Here is a 20,290-nt window from a genome sequence, read left to right on the forward strand (position 1 = left end):
CCAGAACGTAACGGCGCATGCACAATCGACGTCAACGACTCATTTCTCCTGTTCGTCGAAATGTCGTCGGACGTCTTTGTATAAGTCCTACCATCGTGTTTTTGATTTTGTCAAATCAAAAAGCACGGGTTAGGGCTATAATATCCTGCCGCCCATTTTTGTGCACGTAAAATATGTATTATCACCAACAACGGTGCGTTTATAAAATATCGAATCAAAAAATACCGCACTTTCGTTGTTATGACAACATACAGCCACCGGTGTGTCCGTATATATACATAAAATATTACATTTACATATATATAATTATTCCATTTATACAATTGTAAATGTTCATGTACGCATCCGTAGCGCGACGGTTCTGTGAATCCTCGCGCCATATATGACGTGTCCACAACTTACAACCCCACCAACAACGCTGTGCGTATAAAATATATAACCCAAACCTCAAAATAAATAAATTTACACTCTCGCCGTGATTTGCGAGGGCTTTTCGATGAGAAACGCTTAGATGAAATATTTTAGGAGTGAGGCGTACTGGTAAGTACGTCGCAACGACTAAAATATGAATCAAGTGTTTATCGCGAAAAGAACCGCAAATAAAAAAACGTACAAAATCTTGTACGTTTTTACTATCCTCCCTATTCAATATCCGCGCCTCTAAACCCTCTTCCGCGAATTTCTTCCACGTCGCTGATTCCGATAAATGCGTCGCTGTCGAGTTTATTTATTATTTCTTTAAGCATTGAAATTTCGCTTCTTTCAACATAGAGGTAAAGAACTTGTCCCTCTTTTTTACTCCAACCCCCAACTGATTTAAGTGCTGTGACACCACGGCTCATTCGGAGGTTTATCGCTTGACGAATCTCTTCGCTTTTTCCCGATATAATTGTGACGCTCTTTAAATTCCCTTTTGACATTTGAATTTTGTCGAGCACATTGTACGAGATAAACATTGCGATTATCGTGTATGCGCCTTTGTCGACTCCGAAGAGATAACTTGCAATTGAGATGACGACGGCGTTTAAAAGAAGAAGCGCCGAGCCGATTTGCATGTTGTATTTCTTTTTCATTACCGCCGCAACTATGTCGAAACCGCCTTGACAGCATCCGTTTTTAAAGAGTATTCCCATTGCGGTTCCGTTTATGACACCGCCGGCGATTGCCGAGAGCATCGGGTCTTTAAATGAAATAAAGTTCCCGACTTCTTTAAAGATGATCATCGTTATGGATTGTACGATTGTCGATATGAATGCGTAGGTTAAAAACTTTTTCGAAAGTGTGCGAAGACCAAAGAGAAAGAGCGGCAAGTTTAAGAAAAACACCGAGATACCGGCTGCGATTCCCGTGATGTATTGGAGCATGACGGAGATACCGCCGATTCCTCCGGAGAGGAATTTATGCGTGGTGTAAAACGCATTCACGCCGAACGAGAAAATCAGGTTCCCGATAATAATTGCCGTGAGTTTTCTTCGCATTTCATATTTCGAGCCGAAATATTTTATAAGCTTTTCGTTTGATTTGTATGTTTTTATATTATCTTTTTGCACTTTGCTTCCTCTACAAAATTTCTCCGACAAAAATCACGTGTGAATCTTCGTCTTCTCTAAATTTTTTCACAATTTCTTCGTCGAGAAAGTCGGCTTTTGCTGAATCGAAAACTGCAATTTTTCTCATATAGACGTTTTCGAGAGCGCCTTCTATCATATCTTTTCCATTTTCCGTGACTATTTTAAGTCCGGTCTTTTTTATTTTGTCCTCATCTCTTCCCGTGACTGCTCCGAAATAGTTCAAAAGTTTTTCGTCGTCAAATTTTGCGGTGAAAAAATATTCGGACTCATTTAAGAACTCGTATGTGTAGCGCGATTTTCTTACAAAAACCATCTTCACATTTCTGTTCCAAAGAATTCCGTCCATGACCCATCCGCAGGTCATTCCGTTAATTTCTCCGGTTCTTTTCTTTGCGAAAAGAATAAAATCATTATTTTTCATATTATAACTCCTCCAAACCATATTGTAGTATATAAATTATAGCATAGTTTATTTGATTTGTCACTTGAAGAAGCCCATGCATTGTGATAAAATATATGTATGAATATATTTAAGAACGACTGGCATGAAACACTTTTGCCTATTATAGAAACAGAATATTTTACGGAACTTTTGAAGAAGCTCGAGACGGAATACAGAACACACAGATGCTATCCGCCGTCGGACGAGGTTTTTCGTGCATTTTATTTGACTCCGTTCAAAGATGTCAAGCTTGTGTTTTTGGGACAGGACCCATATCATACGCCGGGCATGGCAAACGGACTCAGTTTTTCTGTAAACGAGGGTATGAGAGTGCCGCCGAGTCTTATGAATATTTTTAAGGAGATGGACGACGAGTTCGGCCATCATCCGGAAACGACAGATTTCTCAAAAGTCGCACGAAGCGGCGTGCTTTTTTTGAATACGGCTCTTTCCGTGCGAGAAGGGGTGCCGATGAGTCACGATTTTTTGAATTGGAATCGATTTACGGATTTTGTAATTGAAAAGCTTGGCGAAAGAGACGACGTTGTGTTTTTGCTTTTGGGAAGAAAGGCGATGGACAAAGCCCCTCTCATAAAGCACAAGGAAAACATCGTAAGCGCGGCGCATCCGTCGCCGTTTTCGGCATACAAGGGATTTTTCGGAAGCAATGTTTTTATAAATGTGAACGACAGACTTCAAAAAATCGGCAGAACGCCTGTCGATTGGTCCTAAGCATTTGGAGGTGAAGAATTTTGGAATTTGAAATAAAGATAAACGGCAATCCTCTTACGGAGCTTACGCCGATTCAAAGGGCGAAGACCGCCATTATTTATTATCACGGCTTCAGCTCTTCAAAGGAAAAGAGTCTTTTTAGAGCAAGGATTCTCTCTTCGCTCGGTTATTATGTGCTTTTGCCGGATGCTTCGGGACACGGCTTAAGAGCCGATGAATGCAATCCGGATTATGAAAAGCCGGACAAAACTTTTTGGGATATACTCGTAAAAACGATTACCGAAAGTCCGGATTTAATAAATTATCTTTGCGAGAAAAAGGGTTTTTCGCCGAATAACATTGTTTTTTGCGGACACTCAATGGGTGCGATGGCTGCAGCCGGCGCATTTGTGAAGATTCCTTTCGGAAAGCTCGTAATGTTTAACGGAACGCTCGACTATGAAGCCTTGAGCGAATATTTCAACAAAATCTTTTTTAACGACGACGAAAGTCTAAAGAAAATTAAAGAAACAATAAGATACTACAGTCCGAGCGAACATCTCTCGAAACTCGAGAACAGAGACATACTGATGATTGACGGCGACAAGGATATAATCGTGCCGGCGAGATTCAATGAAAAGGTCTACAATTCTCTCGTGCCTTTCTACAGAGACAAGTCTCGACTGAACCATACAATTTTGCCGCGCACAACGCATGAGATGACTGTTAAGTCGATGGAGCTCATGGATGCGTGGTTAAAAGATAGGGAGGGAAACGAATAAATGAGCAACAAGTTTGCGAGAAAGCTTGCAAAATATTTGGCTGTGATTCTCGCGGTCGCAATGATTGCCGGAGTTTTCTTTATGTTTATGCCGTCGCTTCTGGCGGAGGGCGAAACCGAAGAAACGACGAAAATGAATGAGCGGGATGAAGAGGAAATTGAAATCAAAGAGATTGCAAATAAATACATCTACCAAATTGAGGAACTCATCAGAAAATATAAGGACAGACCCGGTTATTACAAGGCTGTGAAGACTCTCAGAGACTATATTATGAATATAGATTTAAACAATCTGAAAATTGAAGAACTCAAAAGTCTTATCGACAATTTCGGCATCGACAAGTCCGAAATGACAAGAAATCCGGTTTTTATCGGAGACAGCTCCGAAATGTTTCGACCTGCGGACAATCTTAACCGCGCCGAGTTTGCGACAATTGTTTTAAGACTTATGAAAGTTGATTTCGAGAGTAGCGAAGTTTGGTACGACGCGGTGATGAAAAAAGCAAAGGAAGTCGGTTTTATGAAGGGCGACGAGTTCGGAAATATGAGACCGAAAGACAACATCACTCTCGGAGAAGCGATTGCGGTTCTTGTACGATTTAAAAATTTCACAGAAGCTCCGGGGAACATTGTCGGAGTTCCGGAAAAGCACTGGAGTCGCGGATATATGCAAAGGGCATACATCGACGGTTGGCTGAAGCGAATCGAAAATGTGAAAGATCCCGACAGAGCAATCAGACGTGACGAGGTTGCGGCGCTCATGACAAAGGTCAGAGAGCTCAAAATCGACAAGGACGACATAGACAAAAATATTGCAATTTACAAGACATACAAAGATGTGGGGAAGAAAAATCCTTACTACTATGATATTATTGAGAATTCAAATTAATGGGTAAATTTATTGTAATAGAAGGACCGGACGGCACGGGCAAGTCAACCGTCATCAACGGTCTAAAGGAAACTTTGCCGAAGGAGCTGAAGGTAAAATATTTCAGAGAACCCGGCGGAAGCTATTTTGGAGAAAAAATAAGAAAAATTTTGCTTGACAACGGCACGATCATCGAGCCGGAAACGGAAGCACTGCTTTTTGCGGCTATGAGATGCGAAAACTACTCGATGTTAAAAAAGGATTTGCCGAAATATGACCTTATCATTGCGGACAGATTTCTTCCGTCAAGCATTGCATACCAAGGCGGCGGACTTGCACTCGGTATGGAGAGAGTTGAAGATTTAAACGACTTTTGTCTTCACGGGTACAGACCCGATTTGACGATTTATCTTATGCTCGATTTCAGAGAGGGGCTAAAGCGAATCGAAAGCGAAAGGGGCTTTGACAGGCTCGAGATGAGAAATGAGAGTTTCCATCGCGCCGTTTTCAGAGGCTATGAAAAACTTTCGAAAGCGAACAACTCCAAAGTTGTGAGAGCAGATATGACAAAAGAAAAAGTGCTCGAAGAAGTGAGACAATATATTTTGGACCTAATAAAGGAGGAAGAAGAATGAAATTATTAGTTGCCATCGTTCAAGACGCCGACGTAAATCCGTTGGTAGATGAACTTACAGAAAAGAAATTCAGATTGACACGTCTTTCAACCACAGGCGGTTTTCTTAAAGCCGGAAATACAACTCTTTTAATCGGAGTTGAAGACAACGAAAAAGACGAAGTTCTTTCAATCATCGAAAAAAATTGCAAACAAAGAGAAATCACAACATCACTTTTGACAGTGACAATGCCGGGAGATGCATTCATCCCATATCCTTTGGAAGTAAAAGTGGGCGGCGCTACTGTTTTTGTAGTTGATGTCGAACAATTTGTAAGAATTTAATGGTGATTGTCGGTCATAAAAGAGAAAGGGAGGAGCTGTCGGGGCTTCTGTCTCGGGACGGTCTCTCCCTCTCGTTCAGCGGAAAAGAGGGCACAGGAAAAAAACTTGTTGCTCTTTCTTTTTTGAGAACTCTTTTGAATGTTTCGGAAACGGAAGACATCCGAAAACATCCGGACCTCTTTCTCATTGAAAAAGAGGACGAGATGATAAAAGCGGACGACATTCGCGCCCTTATAAATTTCTCGAGCATAAAGAGTTATTTGGGCGGAAAAAAAGCGGTCTTAATCGACAACGCTGAAAATATGAACAAAAACGCACAAAATGCGCTCTTAAAAATTCTCGAGGAACCGCCGAAGGGCGAGTTTATAATTTTAATTACAAAGGATTTTGAGGAGCTTCTCCCGACCATAAGAGGTCGTGTCACAAATATTCGATTTCGGGATTTGAACGACGGAGAAATGCGCGAGATTTTTCCGAATATTACAGAGGAGATGCTTGCGGTTGCGGACGGGAGCGCGAAAAAAGCGGACGCATTTATCCACGCCGACACAAAGGTGATGAATGCATTTGCGAAGAACGCCATCTTGGGAGGCGGCGACGCATTTCTCGAGGGAAAAGAGCTCACCTATGTGAATTTGATTATTTATACGGAATATACACAAAAAACAATTGCCGACATGATTTTTGAGAAAAACGGTGGAGAGCCGAGACTCAGACTTTCAAAATATTTGAATGAGCATTACGATTTTAGGGCGGACTATTTGATTGAGAAATCGAGAAAACTCGACAAAACCGCAAAACTTTATGCCGGAAATTACAACAAAAAACTGCTTCTGACGAATCTGTTATTTTAGAAGCAAATATAAATTGAAGGAGGTGAATTTGAATGAAAGTAGTTGGAATAAGATTCAGACAAGCCGGAAAGATTTACACTTTTGACAGCTGTGACTATGATATAAAGCCGGGGGACGCCGTCATCGTCGAGACGATTCGCGGAAAAGAAATGGGCTTTTGCGCGAAGATGACGACGGAAGTGCCGGACGGGGAGGAGACTTTCAACTTAAAACCCGTCATTCGCGTTGCGACCGAAGAGGACAAGGAAAGATACAGAGAAAATATTATAAAGGCGACCGAAGCGTTCAAAGAGTGCAAAGAGCTTATAAAAAAGCACGATTTGCCGATGAAGCTCACGGACTGCAACTATACATTTGACAACCACAAGCTGCTCTTCTACTTTACCGCCGACGACAGAGTCGACTTCAGAGAACTTGTAAAGGATCTCGCCTATCTCTATAAAACGAGAATCGAGCTTCGCCAAATCGGAGTTCGAGACGAGGCGAAAATCTTGGGCGGCATAGGGCAATGCGGACGTGAACTCTGCTGCAAAAGCTGGATGTCAAACTTTAACAATGTTACGATAAAAATGGCGAAAGACCAAAATATTGCGCTCACTCCGTCGAGAATCAGCGGAATGTGCGGAAGACTGCTCTGTTGCTTGAACTATGAGCAGGAGTTTTATCAGGAAAAAATTTCCGAAATGCCGAAGATTCGCTCGAGAGTTATGACGCCGAAAGGAGCGGGAACGGTCATTTATGTGAACGTCTTGACGGAAGAGATTACAGTTTCTCTTGAAAGCGACGACGGAAGCTATTCGCAACAGGTTTTCAAACTTTCGGATGAAATCTATGAGGAAAAAGCGTCCGACAGAAAGAGCGGCTGCAACTGTCCAAATAAAAAGGTAAACGAAATCGACATCGACGAAGAAATGAAAAATGAAGAGGAAGAGTTCGGAGAAATCGTTGTCGAAGAAGATTTCACGGAAAGCCTTGAAGATGAGGAAGCGGGAGACAAGTCGGACAACAAAAAGTTCGATAAGAATAAAAAGTTTGATAAAAATAAAAAGTACGACAAAAATAATCGAAACGATAAAAAACCGAGGGACAAAAAGCCGTACAAAAAGAAACCGTTTAAACAAAATGAGGACGGCAAAAAAGGCGCTCCTAGGGATAAACATAAAAACTTTGAAAACAAAAGAGGTTCATTTAAAAAGGACAATCGCCGCGGTCAAGGCGAGGACAGAAGAAGCAAGCGCCTGATTGACCGTGAAAAAAGAGCAAAGGAACAAAGAATTCAAAATGAGGGTGACGATTCACTCTAGTTTAGAAGGAGGTAAAAATGGACAGAGTAAAAAATATCGAAAAAATGGAAAAAATCATGAACGACCACGAAGCACTTCTCGAAGAAGTGAACGAAGTTTTGGACAAACTTGAAGCGCACCAAAAGGACTATGCAAAATTCAGCGCATACTACAGCTCCGAAGAGTGGTTTGATGATTTTGAAGCGTTGAACAATGGAGATCTTCCGGAAGACTTGGAAGCCGGCATCCTATCCGAAGACGGCGCATATGATGTAATCGGCGGACAATTTCAAACGGCGGTTCGTTTAATCGAACTTGCAAATATGATGCTTCAAGAACACACAAATCCGGGTGGCGACGAAGAATAAGCGGATATCTATGGGAGAAAATCTCATAGATATTTTTTTACAAATTTTCACTTTGTGTTATAATATAAACAAAGGAGTGATTTTGTGGACAAGTTTTATCCGAAATATATGTACACGCCGATGCCGGAAATGCACAACGAGATGGTACCGGTGACCGCCGGATGCTCATACAAAAAGTGCATCTATTGCGATTTAAACTACAGACAAAAGTTTCAGGTCTTTAAGCTTGACGACGTCGAAAAATTTTTGGTTCATCGAAAAGCGGAACTCGAAAAAATGAATCGCATGCCGAAGAAGTTCACGCTCCTTGAGGGAAATCCGCTCTGTGTGTCGACCGAACATTTGGTGGCGGTGCTTGAACTTATACACAAATATTTCGATGTGGAATATGTTTCGATGTTTGCGCGCGCGACTGACGTTTTGAGAAAAAGCGACGAAGAGCTTTTGAGATTAAAAGCGCTCGGCATGGACAGACTTTGCTTGGGACTCGAAAGCGGCTCCGACGAAGTCCTCTCTTTTCACAAAAAGGGACACACGGCGCACGACAGCGTTCTTGCGATAAGAAAACTCGACAGACTCGGGATAAATTACTCCGCATATTTTATGTTGGGGCTCGGCGGCAGAGAAATGACAATGAGCCACAGGCGTGAAACGGCGAAACTTTTAAACGAAATACACCCGTTTGAAGTCGTGTTTGTCACAACTGTCATCTTTAAGCGCGCGCCTCTAAAGGACTATGTACGGGACAAGAGATTTCTTCGAATGAGCGTCAAAGAAATTTTGGAAGAAGAAATCTATATAATTGAAAATCTCAATATGAACACAATTATAAAAGCCACACACAAGACCAATCCGATTCCGCTGCAGGCGAAATTTCCGGAGGGGAAAGAGATTTTTTTAAGAAAATTAAAGGACTACTACGAGTCGAACGACGAAAAAGCGCTTGTGAAAAACGAGATGAAAAAGTGGAAAATTTGGGGTAAAGAGTAAACAAAAACCGGGGTTATACATGCCCCGGTTGTTTTTGTTGTTTGAGCTTTTTTGCGATGTGCCGATTTCTCGCGCGCAAACTTACATAAAAAATCATTGCGAAAATAAATGTGAGCGTCTCCGAGATGAGAGAAGAGAACCAGATATACTCCGGATTTATTCTCGTCGTTACAAAAAGGGCGAGCGCGATAAAAAGAATCGAGCGGAAAACATTTATCATAATCGAATACTTCGGCATGATAAACGAAACGCAAATCGCTGCTATAAGGACATTGAAACCCGCAATGAAGAAAGAATAAGTAAACTTCATCATCGCCGTCACGGAATAACTTATGTGCTCCGGATTTTCTCCGAGGAAAAGCCCGAAAATATTGCTCGAATAAATATGGAAAATCACAAAGAAAAATACTGCATTTGCCATCACCATTATGAGCGCATTTTTAAATATCTTCTTGCACGACTTGAAATCCTTTTGACCGTAATAGAAGCTCAGAAGCGGTTGGATGCCCTGTGTAATTCCGGCAAACACCATAAGAACCAGCTGATTCAAATAAGAAATGACTGAAAAAGTCGCAATCTCGTCTGTGCCCAAAAACTTTATAATAAAAAAATTGTATAAAAAAATAATTACTCCGACCCCGACTTCCGAAACGAAATCTCCGATTCCGAGAACAAAAATATTTTTCAAAGTCTCAAGCTTAAACTTCACCTCGACGAACTCGAGATTCGACTTGCCGACCGTGAAATGAACGAGATAGACGAGAGTCGAAATCACCTGTGAAATGCCGGTTGCAAATGCGGCGCCTTTGATGCCCCAACCGAGCACGCCGACAAAAAGATAGTCGAGAATAACATTTGAAATCCCGCAGGTTAAAACAGTCTTCATCGCAAGCTTTGGAAAACCGTCGACCTTAACGAGAATTTCCATATTATACGAAATCATAAAAAAAGGCACGAAATAAATAATATTTCCGAAATAATCCATAACATATGGATACAAACCGCCGGTCGCCCCGAGAAAGACAGCAATCTTCTCGCGGAAAATATAAAACACCGCCGTCAAAATGAGCGACAGAATTAAAACCGTCATCATATTAAAACTGAAAACTTTATTTGCTTTTAAATAGTCCTTCTTGCCGATGAAAATGCCGCAAAGCGTCTGGCTCCCGACGGCGGCGATAATACCGAGCGCAAAAACCAAATTGATAAAAGGCATGCTGATATTGACCGCGGAGAGCGCATTCTCGCCGACAAACTTTGCTACAAAAAAACCGTCAACCATTGAATAGAGCGAAAAAACAACCATCGCCCCGATCGACGGAATGACAAATCTGAAGAACTTTTTCGATAAACTGGAAATAATAAAACCTCCCTTAAATATATTTTACCACAATAAAATCAGTAACTCAAATATAACTAGTCTAAATTTGCGGGCCTTTTCGAAAATTCCTCGCAAATTATCGCGAGTATGAAAGAATTGGTTGCACCGGTTCATTTTTATTTACTTATAAATGTATCTTCGCTTCGTGTGTCTCCCAGAACGTAGCGTCGGGTGCACAATCGACGTCTACGACTCATTTTTCCTGTTCGTCAAAATGTCGTCGGACGTCTTTGTATAAGTCCTACCATCGTGTTTTTGATTTTGTCAAATCAAAAAGCACGGGTTAGGGCTATAATATCCCGCCGACCATTTTTGTGTCAAAATAATATGTATTATTACCAACAACGCTGAGTACATAAAATATAAAAAAATATCACCGTGAAATATTTCCACGACGGTAACCTCATTTAATTTTATAAACTCGCACACGCATCCGTAGCGCGACGGTTCTGTGAATCCTCGCGCCCATTTTTGTGTATATGGAATATGTATTACCACCAACAACGTTGTGACCATAAAATATATGTACCAAAACCCCCATACCTCACATCAAATTACCTCCACCCTCATATTTGCGAGGATATTTTGATGAGAAACGGCTCGATGGAGTGTTTTTGGAGTGAGGCATACTGGCAAGTATGTCGCAGCGACGAAAACACGGAATCAGTCGTTTATCGCAAAAAGATAGCCCTAACCCGTGCTTTTTGATTTGAAAAATCAAAAACACGATGGTAGGTCTTCCGCAAAGACGTCCGACGACATTTCGACTAAAAGGAGAAATGAGTCGTAGACGTCGACTGCAAACCGCAAATATTTCTTTGCTAATTGGGTATAATATAATTGAAACAACACTATCACAGTGAAACAAAAAAGGAGGATATTATGTCAAAATTTTACAATGAAATAGCGGGTATCTATAGCAAACTATTTCCGCTCAGTGAAAAGAAAATCGAATTCTTAATTGAATCGGCAAAAAAATCCGGAGGCATCGACGTGCTCGACGTCGCATGCGGAGACGGAAAAGAAGGAAAAGCATTGGTCGACAAAGGCTACAACGTCGTCGGTCTCGACATGGAACCGTCGATGATTGAAGAAGCGATTGAAAACGGACTCGACGCTGAAGTTCTTGACATGCTTAAAATCGATGAACTTCGCGGCAACTACGACTTCATATACTCGGTCGGAAACTCAATTCCGCATCTTGACAACATGAACCAAGTCATAACCTTCCTCGAAAAAGCATACGACAAACTCAAAAACAACGGCGTACTCGTAATCCAAAACATAAACTTCAACCTGTTTTGGAAAGATGACGCAGCCGAAGGTGAACATCTTGGCGATCTTCCGACAATAAAAGGCGACGACTACACCTTCGTCCGCGAATACTATCGCCGCGGCTCGAAAATCGGCTTCAAAACCCTCATCAACTACAAAGACAAACACTACATCAACGAAGTCGAACTCCTTCCAATCGACCCCTATAAACTCGCCGACACAATGATCAAAATCGGCTACACGGACATCGAACTCTTCGGCAACTTCTCGAAAGCGCCGATGGGAGAGGGTAATGCAGCAATCATAAGAGGCAAGAAGGTTAGATAATTAATTTGTGGGCTTTTTGCGATATATTTTGTAGAAAAATGCAAGCGCCGCCGTAGCGGGATGGCATACGTTGTGACGCAAGGAACAACGATGTCCTCCCGCCAGTTATGACAATCGGCGCATATGTAGAAACCGCACCAACAACGTTATGTCCATACAATATCGACCCCAAAATCTATTCCAAATAAACAACTTCACCAGCAACGTTGTGCCCATAAAAAATCTAAGCCAACCCTCAAACCTCACCCCACCACCCCCATTGAAATCCACCGCACAAAATGATACAATACAAACAAAGGAGGCACCCATATGAAACACAGAACTCACATGCGCATGCAATCATTCGATTACGGAAGTCACTACTCCTACTTTGTCACCATATGTACATACAAACGACAACGGGCATTCGGAAAAATCTCCGAAAACGGATTTGTTCCGATAATCCCTGAAATCCAAAAGATATTCACAGAAACACTCGATGAAATCGAAAATTCATATCCGGGAATTGAATTCGACAACACCGTAATAATGCCCGACCATATCCACCTGCTCCTCACAAATATCTCCGATAATAACATACCGCTTGGCGATATCGTTGCCTCTTTTAAAATACGTCTTACAAAAAAATACGGCTACCTTGTAAAACAAGGAAAATTGCCACCCTATAAAAACAAACTGCTTCAAACAAACTATTATGACCACATCATAACGGATAATGACGACTACGACAAAACATATGACTACATCACAAACAACCCAATTTCATGGTGGATGCGTTATGGTGGAAACGAATAATATGCATAACATCGCATTGCGGTGTTATTTTTTTAATATATATATGTATAAATTCGCAATCGCATTGTACCGTCGTATATGACTTTCGTTGTTATGACAACATACAACCACCTGAGTGTTCGTATATATACATAAATTATTAAATTCACATATATATAATTTTTCCCTTTATACAATTATAAATGTTCATGTACGCATTGTACCGCCATATTTAACTTTCGTTGTTATGACAACATACAACCACCGGTGTGTCCGTATATGTACATAAATTATTACATTCACATATATATAATTATTCCGTTTATACAATTGTACAAGCATATGTACGCATCCGTAGCGGGACGGCATACGTTGTGACGAAAGGAACAACGATGTCCTCCCGCCAGTTATGACAATCGGCATTTGTAGAAACTAAACAACAACGCTGACCTCATATAATATAGAACCCAAACCTCAAACATAATGTAACATACACCCCCACTAACAACGCGATGCCCATAAAATATCTATAAAAAATATCAAAACCAATCTCCCACTATACCCTTTTATACATTTATTATTACACCTATATTACATTTGTATAAACTTCCCCCAACCCATTGACAATCATCCCCAAACGTGGTATTATTAACTTAACGGGAAATATGGATTATTTGTGCCACCCGCACGGGACGAACTCGTGTTATAATCCTGAAAATTCCGGCTAATTTCATACACATTCTTTTTTCGACCACATTAAAAGTTCGACCCATAACTATAAGAAAAACTAAAGTGTGTGAAAGATGCAAAATAGAGTAATAAGACGAAAGGAAACTCCGAAACCCGAAGTCTGGCAATTATTCAAGCGAGTTGGTGGCACGACTCGTTTTTTTATTATAAAAATGGGTAAATAAGAATCGGGGGTGGCACTTTGGATTCTTAAGTGTTTCGACTTTCCACAAAAACTAAAGTCAAATAAAAAAACTTTTTTAAAAAGAAAGGAGAAAAATATGCAAAATTATAAGAAAAATTTTGTAACGCGAACACTCGCATGGGTATTAGCCGCAGTAATGGTTATTGCGATGGTACCGGTGGGAGTATTTGCAGAGACCTACACAGAAGACGGTCATATAAAAACCACTGACTGGTCTGAAAAAGCGATGAAAGAAAGAGAAGCCAAAACCGGTTCTTGGCCGCTAGCAATGAAAAACCGTCTTGTACGTGTATCATTTGCAGACCCGGTAAAGACACCGGACATCAACTACGTCGGTGTTTACACAAATGCAGACGGTAGAGAGGTAGTTAGACTAGCCTTCAACGCATTTACAACAGCGGCTAACCAATGGGACAAGCTACTTATAAGGCTCCCTTCAGAATTGGCTGCAATCTTTGACCAAAAGAATCCACAAAGTGGTATTTACAAAGGAGCTAACTCCTATGGTAACCACGACATGATGGACATGGACTGGATAAAGAAAACACTATCTGAAGCTAAGGTTCCCCTAGAACCACTTGCTTGGAACGTAGCTGGTGGTCAAAACGTATATGCAGTTGACCTTTATAAAAATGGTACTTTTGGGGGGAATGCAAAGCTTAATATACCTATTGATCTAGTTTTAAAAGAAGGTAAATCCATAAAAGACTTCAAATCCGACCTTTTAGTTCAAGCAAGACTTACAGATAAAAAATTTGAAAGAGTCTATATGCGTGCTGGTGAAAGAACTAACGACTATATGCAATATACATTTAGTACTATAATCCCACATGAAAACAACTATGGAATTTATTTAAACAAAGATTTAAGTAACGTAGGTCCAACAAACCCTGCAGCAACTTACAATAAATTCTTCTCAACTGTTTCATCTGTTAAATTTAACGAAGAAAAGGGTTACCTTGAAGTTTATATCAGACATAATAAGTGGGACACTGGTGATGGGTACGCCCTTCGTCAAGCTGTTGAATCAGACTTCTTTGACTTACTAGATGATAGAGAAGGTATGGTCGGAGAAGTATATTTAATGAGTGCAGGTGCAAAACCTTATTCTCCTACGAAGGAAGAACCTTATGAGCCAACAACAAAAATTCAATTTGCAGAAAGCGATATCTACAAAGACGATCAAACAAAGATTGGTTTCATTCAATTAGCAGGATCAGAGTGGGACAATAGCAAAGAGTATGAAAAGGGTATCGTTACTAAGAAGTCATCTAATGTAAAATCTAAAGATGCCATTTTAAATGGAACTTCTGCTCAATTTAACCCTGGTGTTTATACTGTTGTAAGATACTTTATAAAACCAACAGAACTTAAAAAACTTATTAAAGACAATGGTTTAAAATCTTATACCTTTAGATCAAGTTTCTTGAGAGAAAATAAAAACAGATATTCTTCGGGTAAGAGAACTACAGGTACTTCTGTATTTACCTTTACTAACGACAAAGATAGAGTTTTCAAAAGAGGCGACAAAGTTAAATTAGAGTTCAACCAAGCTCAATACAACAGGGTAGCAGCAACCTATGTAACTAGACCAGAAATTATCATTGGCGATGACAACTATAATATCAACTTCATCAATTCTATAGAATACGATAGCACAGGTAAAGAAGCTACATGGACAGTGCCTTTTGACCTTAAAATAAAGGTAGGAGAAAAAGTAACTATCAAATCTACTGAATGGGAGGACGACAACAGAGCAACTCAATTAAAAATTACATTCAAAGACTTGGATAGTATAAAATTAACAAAAGAAAACAAAGAAGTAAGTTACGCACCTATTGAAATGCTATACTCAGCTTCTCTAACAGGCGGTGCCTTAACTTCAACAACTGCACGTCCTAATGTAGATGAAATCTTCACAGATTCTACAAATATTACAGGACATTCACACTTTGATGGTGCAGAAATTAACATCAAGTATGTTGATAAAAATGGAGAAGAAGTAAAACAAACTATTTCTGCAGCAGGAGCAACCGACCTTAATCCAGATAAAGTTGATTATTCTAAAATTCTTACTAAAGCAAGATTTGTAAATGGTGAAGAAGTTGACGCCTTCCCATTTGATACTACAAAACCTAACAATGGTGGAGCAATCCAAGGCGACAAGAAATTTGAAGAATTCAAAATGCCAACTCTTGAAAGAGATATGCCTATTAAAGTAGACAACCTTGACGTACTATCATCATTCATTCCTTCAGGAGACGTTGTTGAACAAGTACAAACAAAATTCCACTTTGACCTTAACGGAGTAAAATCAAAAACTAATCTTGATGTTCTTGACAAAATCGCTCCATTAAGTAAGGAATATAAATACGATCCAGAAACTGGAAAAGCTAACGATAAATATAAAGCATCCGGTTTTGAAGGCGACAATGTTAAGTATGTCGACGACGCCAACAAAACAATTGAAGTTGACGGCAGAACTTACCAAAACATCCAAAACCACGATGGCCTAGAGTATGACCTAAAGATCAAAGATCAAAAAGAAGCCTTCCTAATGAGACAAATGCCAACAAAAGATGACGTCGATGTCCCACAAGGAAAGAGAATTCTTGGTTGGACAACTAAGAAATTAGTAGATACTAATGATAAAACAGTTGTTGATCAGTTCAACGAACTTAAAGATGCTGGTAAAATTGTTAAAGATGTTGCAGATTGGGCAAATGTAGATAAAGATCAAACTTATATCTTCGATGCAAATTCACCAATCGACAAAGAAAGAACAGTTTACGCAGTTTATGGCGAAGGAATCAATATTGTTCTTCACTCAAATAATACAGATGATCTTAAAGACGAAAAAACTATTATCATTCCTATTAATGCATCTGATATTGATAAGACAAGCAAAACCTTAGATGCAGTTTCAAGTCCAACTATTACAAACATGAAGGGCAAGCTTGTTATAAAAGAACTTCCAAAAGTTCCTGTAACAGGCGAACAAGATGAAATTGATAAAATTGCTGATGCAGATGCAAAACTATTTAGCAAAGCAAAGAATTCTTTCGTCGGATGGACAACTAAGAGATATGCTAACGATGATTCAACAGAATTTGCAGCAGGTAACAACAATGAAAGAATCGGAGAAATTACACAAGGACTTGTAGAAAACGGCACGAAGAGAATTCCTCAAAAGACTGAATGGTTAAAAGACCTTAATACAGTTCAAAATAAATATTATGTACCAAATGGATATTCTGTTGCTGTAAGACCTGAAGATGTTGATAAATCTTTTAAAGATGCAGAAATGCTCAAGGCAATTGAAGAAGGACAAGATATCCATCTATATGCTAACTACAGACCGTTCTTTAATGTTAATGTTATCGCTTCTTACAAGAACATCGACAAGGCTCAAGGAACATATGGAAAATATGTCGACGATGTTGATTCTTCAAAGAAGAAAGCGGCAAATATCGGTCTTTTAAGAAGAACGGCTGTTACCCCATATGGAACTCCTACAGTCCATCAAAATGCTAACTATTATCCATTTGAAGGCGGATTAAAAGCTTGGACCGGGAATGAAGAAACATTAACATGGGAAGTTCCGGGATTCGATGAACTCGGACAAAGAATGTCTTATGTATCGGTTGTTGTCCCTAACGGAAAAGAACAAGCTTACAAAGACTTTGCAGTACCGAATTGGGGTGATTTAGGTATGAAGACTTACCTAAGAATCAACAATACCAACGGAACTATAACTCATGAACCAACAGCACCACGTAATTTGCATGAAAATGCCGGAAATCCATACGGTGATTACCTTGCAAAGGATCAAGCTTTCGATTTGGGTTTGGATGCATATACATCGGCAACATCAAGAAATGCTAAAACTGCAGATCGTAATGGAACTGATGAAGTTGTAGGTTATACAATTTGGAACACATCCACACCTATTGATATACCGAAACCTGTTTTTGATAAGGTATACGATACGGACACAGAAGTAAAACTTAAATGGGAAGCTGTAGAAAAGAATGCGGATATTAAGAAAATCAAACTTACAATCGCAGACGATGCTGAAGTTATACTAGAAAGACAAGACGACGGTTCATACAAAACTGCGGATGGAACGCTAACTGCGACACCTGAAGGAGATAAACTTGTTATAAAAACGGTTGATTTAACAGGAAAAGGCGGTAAAAATATTATCGCTAAATATGTAGTTGAAAAAGCGGGACAAGAAAAAGAAGGTCCGCAAGGTGATATTCAAATCAACACCAAAGGAAATTCTGCACCTGTAGAAAGAATGAAACAAACTACAAATGACACTGACGGAAATCCTGTTATTGAATTTGATATTCCAAATCCGGTAATAAATAAACCTGTAAAAGACACAGTATATAAAGTTCAAAAATGGGACGATACAAATAAAAAATGGGTTGATGTTCCAAATGCTGAATACACTATGACCGACAAAGATAAACTCGGTGATACAAAGACTATTGTACTTCCGAAAAAAGATAACACAAATCCGAACGGTGTAGAGAATGATGATATTATCAGAATTGTCTCTAAGCAACCGGATTCAAACGAAAGTGCATCAACACAAACAATGGATAAACTAGGAAATATAACAGGTAATTTTGATGACGGAATCGACAATAATTCAGTTAAAGATAGAGATTATGTTGAATTAGACATGGTTGGACCTGAAATCATTAAAGACAAAGCAGAAGACGAAGCTTTCAGAAGATTTATTGATATCAGTGCTGCAATAAAAGAAATTCCTGAAGGAAGAAAAGTTACTGTTGAAGTTGCATATCCTGACGGAGAAAAAGTCAACAAAACATTTGAAATTTCAGTAGACAATCCTGATGAAGACAAGGCATATGCAATTGAATATCTAAACAATGTCTTAAGAAAGGGCGCCGAAACAAATCAAGTGCCGACAATTAAATTGACAGCAGTTGATGAATACGGCAACAAAGCTGAAAAAGAAGTTGATTACACAGCAACAAATGTGCTTGAAGTCAAAATCAAAGGTGAAAGAGCCGGCAAGAAATTTATTAAAGTTACTGCCGACAAAGCAGATGCAGAAGTTACAGTAAAAGTTGTAAATAGCCAAGGTGATGAAGTTGCTACAGGAACAGCTAGAGTTGCAACAGCGGGAGAATTTGTAAAATTGACATTTAGCCAAGATTATAGATTACAATCCGGAGATACTCTTGTAATAAGTGGCAAAGTAACTGAAGGTGGAAAAACTTACACTTCAAACCCATTCAAGAGAGCTATTAAATAGCGATAAACGGTCTTAGATTATTTTGGTGAAAGGCAGTTAAAAAATTGCCTTTCGCCTAATAATAAAATTCAGAGAAATTATATTAGAAAGGAATTAAACATGGACAAATCAAAAAGAATTCTCTCTATAATTTTGTCGATATTCATGCTTTTTTCAATTGTTAATCCGGCAAGCCTTATTGCAGCGGATGAAACAAAACCGGTTGAAAGCAATGAAATAAAAGGCAAAAGAGTAGGAGATAAAGAAGTATTTACTTTCAAACTTCCGGAAAGCAATACAGTAACGACCAAATCGGTTAAAAAAGCTCCAAGAAGAGCTCCGCAAAATTTTGACACAACAGTTACTATAGTAACTGAAGGATTGAACGGCGGACAATTTGATTGGTCGGCACTACCAAACGAACAATTTAGCATTACTGCTAAGTGGGAAACAAAAGACGGACAAAATCACGAAAAAGAATTATCACCTGCAATAACAGCAGAAGGAATAACACAATATTACGTAGGTTGGCCGATTGATGGGACCCTCACAGGAAACGCTGAAATTGTAACAGACTTCAACCAAAAGGTAGAAGTGCGTGTTCTTGACACTACATCATTTTCAACACCTGATGGACAAGGTGGATTAAAATTCACAATCGAACTTACTGAACTTGCAGAATCAAGAGCTAAGGTAGAATATGTTGACCCGTACGGAAGACAATTGACAGACACAAATGACTTGCCTGCATCAACAGACACAATGCCAAAAGTAACTGTAGATGAACTTACTGATGTTGAAATCGAATTACCGAAAAAAGATGGACAAATCAACATGAGATCCTCAGGAGATTTAGACGACGATGAACTGAATACAGCAGCTGATGGTTTAACTTATAAAGTTGGGGGAAAAGCCGATGAAGAAGAAGTAAAAATCGGAGAAAAAGAATATATTGTTGATATATCACAACCAAGTGCAAAAGAAATTGCAACAATCAAAATGGTATATCAAAAAGATGTAGTTGTTCCACCGATAGATGACGATGGAAACCCTGTAGATCCTGCAACTGGATATGTACGTTTGACTTTCGACGCAAACGAAAACAAACAAGACGGTATCACAGGAACTCACCAAGTTGGAGATTATACTGGAAAGCAATTATCATATATTGATGTTAAAAAAGGCACGACTTATGATAATGCTAACCTAAAAGCTGCAATCAAAGATCTTAAAGTTCAAGGAACAAAAAATCAAATAGCTTACGAACAAGACACAACTCAAGCATGGGAAGATGAAAACAAAGCGGCAATCCCTACAACAGGAGCTGTAACCGCAAAAACATATTATGCAAGATATGCTAAATCAGACAAAGACATAATCCCGTATGTACCTGACAATCCGGACGATCCTACAAATCCGGATGATAAAAACGTACCGACAGAAGACGAAGACAATAACCCAATAGACAAGTCGGAATATGATATTGTAGCATTCAAGA

General features: G+C 39.5%; 16 protein-coding genes. 13 read left to right on the forward strand and 3 right to left on the reverse strand.

The annotated features are described in order from the left end of the window. Positions 1-641: 641 nt before the first annotated feature. Entirely contained in the window at positions 642-1,550 is a 909-nt protein-coding gene (locus SPI61_RS03920) for a YitT family protein (RefSeq protein WP_321136812.1), read from the reverse strand. A 10-nt stretch (positions 1,551-1,560) separates the two neighbouring features. Then, positions 1,561-1,992: a flavin reductase gene (locus SPI61_RS03925; protein WP_321136813.1), complete on the reverse strand. Its 432-nt coding sequence runs from the start codon at positions 1,990-1,992 to the stop codon at positions 1,561-1,563. A 99-nt stretch (positions 1,993-2,091) separates the two neighbouring features. Here SPI61_RS03925 and SPI61_RS03930 point away from each other — a divergent pair, with 99 nt between their 5' ends. The 9 genes from SPI61_RS03930 to SPI61_RS03970 all read left to right on the forward strand — a co-directional run bounded on the left by SPI61_RS03930 (position 2,092) and on the right by SPI61_RS03970 (position 8,826). Continuing rightward, entirely contained in the window at positions 2,092-2,745 is a 654-nt protein-coding gene (locus SPI61_RS03930) for a uracil-DNA glycosylase (protein WP_321136814.1), read from the forward strand. Positions 2,746-2,765: 20 nt separating this feature from the next. Further along, a complete protein-coding gene (locus SPI61_RS03935) occupies positions 2,766-3,506 on the forward strand; it encodes an alpha/beta fold hydrolase (RefSeq protein WP_321136815.1) in 741 nt (246 codons plus the stop codon). Then, on the forward strand, positions 3,507-4,394 hold the full coding sequence (locus tag SPI61_RS03940) for an S-layer homology domain-containing protein (protein WP_321136816.1): 888 nt from the start codon (positions 3,507-3,509) through the stop codon (positions 4,392-4,394). Then, complete coding sequence (tmk, locus tag SPI61_RS03945) at positions 4,394-5,008, forward strand: dTMP kinase (protein WP_321136817.1); 615 nt, start codon at positions 4,394-4,396, stop codon at positions 5,006-5,008. The genes SPI61_RS03940 and tmk overlap by 1 nt, the downstream gene beginning before the upstream one ends. Next, positions 5,005-5,331 carry a cyclic-di-AMP receptor gene (locus tag SPI61_RS03950; RefSeq protein ID WP_321136818.1) on the forward strand — a complete coding sequence of 109 codons (327 nt, stop codon included), beginning with the start codon at positions 5,005-5,007 and terminating at the stop codon, positions 5,329-5,331. The genes tmk and SPI61_RS03950 overlap by 4 nt, the downstream gene beginning before the upstream one ends. Continuing rightward, a complete protein-coding gene (locus SPI61_RS03955) occupies positions 5,331-6,185 on the forward strand; it encodes an AAA family ATPase (protein WP_321136819.1) in 855 nt (284 codons plus the stop codon). Before SPI61_RS03950 ends, SPI61_RS03955 begins: the two co-directional genes overlap by 1 nt. 32 nt (positions 6,186-6,217) lie before the next feature. Then, positions 6,218-7,489 carry a stage 0 sporulation family protein gene (locus SPI61_RS03960; RefSeq protein ID WP_321136820.1) on the forward strand — a complete coding sequence of 424 codons (1,272 nt, stop codon included), beginning with the start codon at positions 6,218-6,220 and terminating at the stop codon, positions 7,487-7,489. Between the two features lie 17 nt (positions 7,490-7,506). Continuing rightward, positions 7,507-7,836, forward strand: a complete 330-nt coding sequence (locus tag SPI61_RS03965; RefSeq protein WP_321136821.1) for a DUF4298 domain-containing protein — start codon at positions 7,507-7,509, stop codon at positions 7,834-7,836. Positions 7,837-7,920: 84 nt separating this feature from the next. Next, a complete protein-coding gene (locus tag SPI61_RS03970; RefSeq protein WP_321136822.1) occupies positions 7,921-8,826 on the forward strand; it encodes a radical SAM protein in 906 nt (301 codons plus the stop codon). A gap of 13 nt (positions 8,827-8,839) precedes the next feature. Here the strand turns inward: SPI61_RS03970 and SPI61_RS03975 are convergent, their stop codons facing one another. Further along, entirely contained in the window at positions 8,840-10,207 is a 1,368-nt protein-coding gene (locus SPI61_RS03975; RefSeq protein ID WP_321136827.1) for an MATE family efflux transporter, read from the reverse strand. Positions 10,208-11,089: 882 nt separating this feature from the next. On the opposite strand from SPI61_RS03975, the gene SPI61_RS03980 reads away from it, so the two are divergent. The 4 genes from SPI61_RS03980 to SPI61_RS03995 all read left to right on the forward strand — a co-directional run. Beyond that, the gene (locus SPI61_RS03980) at positions 11,090-11,809 is read left to right on the forward strand and encodes a class I SAM-dependent methyltransferase (protein WP_321136823.1); all 720 of its coding nucleotides are present in this window, start codon (positions 11,090-11,092) and stop codon (positions 11,807-11,809) included. A 309-nt stretch (positions 11,810-12,118) separates the two neighbouring features. Next, on the forward strand, positions 12,119-12,604 hold the full coding sequence (locus SPI61_RS03985) for a transposase (RefSeq protein WP_321136824.1): 486 nt from the start codon (positions 12,119-12,121) through the stop codon (positions 12,602-12,604). Positions 12,605-13,593: 989 nt separating this feature from the next. Next, positions 13,594-18,813, forward strand: a complete 5,220-nt coding sequence (locus SPI61_RS03990) for a hypothetical protein (RefSeq protein WP_321136825.1) — start codon at positions 13,594-13,596, stop codon at positions 18,811-18,813. Positions 18,814-18,912: 99 nt separating this feature from the next. Then, positions 18,913-20,290, forward strand: a 1,378-nt coding sequence (locus SPI61_RS03995) for a hypothetical protein (RefSeq protein WP_321136826.1), incomplete at its 3' end; no start/stop codon positions are given.

The sequence above is a fragment of the Ezakiella sp. genome, assembly GCF_034180565.1.
Classification (GTDB): domain Bacteria; phylum Bacillota; class Clostridia; order Tissierellales; family Peptoniphilaceae; genus Ezakiella.